This is a genomic window from Micromonospora sp. NPDC050980 (assembly GCF_040653835.1).
Classification (GTDB): Bacteria; Actinomycetota; Actinomycetes; order Mycobacteriales; family Micromonosporaceae; genus Micromonospora.
Genome location: NZ_JBFAGS010000070.1, coordinates 1 through 1,675 on the forward strand (window position 1 = coordinate 1; position 1,675 = coordinate 1,675).

The 1,675-nt window shown below is 76.2% G+C and carries 1 protein-coding gene and 2 pseudogenes; all 3 read right to left on the bottom strand.

Going from position 1 to position 1,675, the window contains the following annotated elements; genetic code table 11:
* A pseudogene (locus AB0H28_RS30045) lies at positions 1-231 on the bottom strand (phosphoheptose isomerase); the annotation flags it as partial.
* Positions 231-1,448: a glycosyltransferase gene (locus AB0H28_RS30050; protein WP_358047515.1), complete on the bottom strand. Its 1,218-nt coding sequence runs from the start codon at positions 1,446-1,448 to the stop codon at positions 231-233. The gene AB0H28_RS30050 and the pseudogene AB0H28_RS30045, both read right to left, overlap by 1 nt.
* Positions 1,433-1,675 (bottom strand): annotated as a pseudogene (locus AB0H28_RS30055) (glycosyltransferase family 1 protein); the annotation flags it as partial. The pseudogene AB0H28_RS30055 and the gene AB0H28_RS30050, both read right to left, overlap by 16 nt.

Below are 1,675 nucleotides of genomic sequence, written 5' to 3' on the forward strand. Positions count from 1 at the left end.
GCGGTCGTCGCGGAGTTTGCCGACGAGTTCGGCGGTGAGGTGTTGGGCTTCGGCGGCGCTGCCGCCGTTGCCGGCCACCAGCAACCGGCCGCCCCCGGCGAGCCGGTGCGCCAACTCCTCGCCCCAGCGGGCCAGCAGGGGCTCCGCCTCACGCAACGGCAGCAGCGCGGCGGCCAGCCGGGTCAGGTGCTCCGCCAGCACCGCCGGACCGGTGGCCGGGGTGGCCGTCATCAGGCGACCACCCGGGTCGGCCGGCCCACGGTGGCCACCTCGGCGTAGAGCTCGCCCAGCCGGTCGGCCGCGGTCGCCCACGAGTAGTGGGTGCGAGCCCGTTCCAGCGCGGCGGTGGCGTAGGCGAAGCGGCGGATCCGGTCACCCAGCAGGCCGCGGATCGCCGCGCCGAGCGCCGCCGGATCGCGGGCCGGCACCAGGTCACCGGTGCGTCCCGGCACCACCGTGTCGGTCAGCCCGCCGACCGCGGTCCCGACCACCGGTACGCCGCACGCCATCGCCTCCAGCGGGGTGAGCCCGAACGGCTCGTACCACGGCGCGGCGACCAGCACGTCCGCCGAGCGGTACCAGTGGGCCATCTCCTCGCGCGGCACCGCGCCGACGAGGCGAACCCGGTCGGCGACGCCGAGCGAGCGCGCGAGGGCGCGCAACCGCACCGCGTAGGGGTCGGTCTCCAGCAGCCCGGCCGGTGGCCCGCCGACCACCACGCACTCGGCGTCCGGCACCTCGGAAACGGCCCGGATCACGTCCTGGAAGCCCTTGCGCTCGACCAGCCGCCCGACGGTGAGGATGCGGGCCCGGCCGCCGGTGGTGTCGGCGACCGGGCCCAGCGGACCGAAGGTGGACAGGTTCACCCCCGACGGCACGACAGTCATCCGCGACCGTGGCACGCCCAGCCGGACCAGCTCGGCCACCTCGTCCTGGCACTGGGCGACCACCCGGTCAACCGAGCGGCCCAGCTCCCGCTCGTGGTCGACGCGGTCGGCCGGGCTGGTGTCCTGGACGCCCTGGTGGCGGCGCTTGACCGTGCCGAGCGCGTGGTAGGTCTGCACCACCGGCACGCCGGTGCGCCGGGCGGCGGCGAGCCCGGCCAGGCCGCTCATCCAGAAGTGCGCGTGCACCACCTCGGGCTGCCAGTCACCGGCGCCCCACCGGTCGGTGAGCCAGTCGGAGAACGCCGGCATGTACGGCAGCAGGTCGTCCTTCGCCACCGGCTCGGCCGGGCCGGCGGGCACGTGCACCACGCGGTAGCCGTCCGGGGTGTGCACAGTCACCGGCAGGTCCACCGCGTCGAGCCGGGTGTAGACCCGGACGTCGTGGCCGGCGGCGGCGAGCGCGGCGGAGAGCTCGGCGACATGCGTGTTCTGGCCGCCGGCGTCCTCCCCGCCGAGGACGGCGAGCGGGCTGGCGTGCTCCGAGATCATCGCGATGCGCATACTTCCTCCTCCAGCAGCCGGTCCCAGTCGGCGAGGAAACGCTCCAGGCCGTAGCGGTCGCGGGCGGCGGCCCGGGCGGCGGCACCCGCCCGGCGGGCGGCCACCGGGTCGTCCAGCAGGCCCCGGGCGGCGTCGACCAGCACGTCGACCCGGGTGGAGAGCACCCCGGCGTCCGGTGGTATGGCTTCGACCGCTTCGGTGGTGGCGAGGGCGACGACGGGCATGCC

Bases quoted from the DNA above. Each gene is read 5' to 3' on its own strand.
- AB0H28_RS30050 (WP_358047515.1), bottom strand. From the start codon at position 1,448: ATGCGCATCGCGATGATCTCGGAGCACGCCAGCCCGCTCGCCGTCCTC.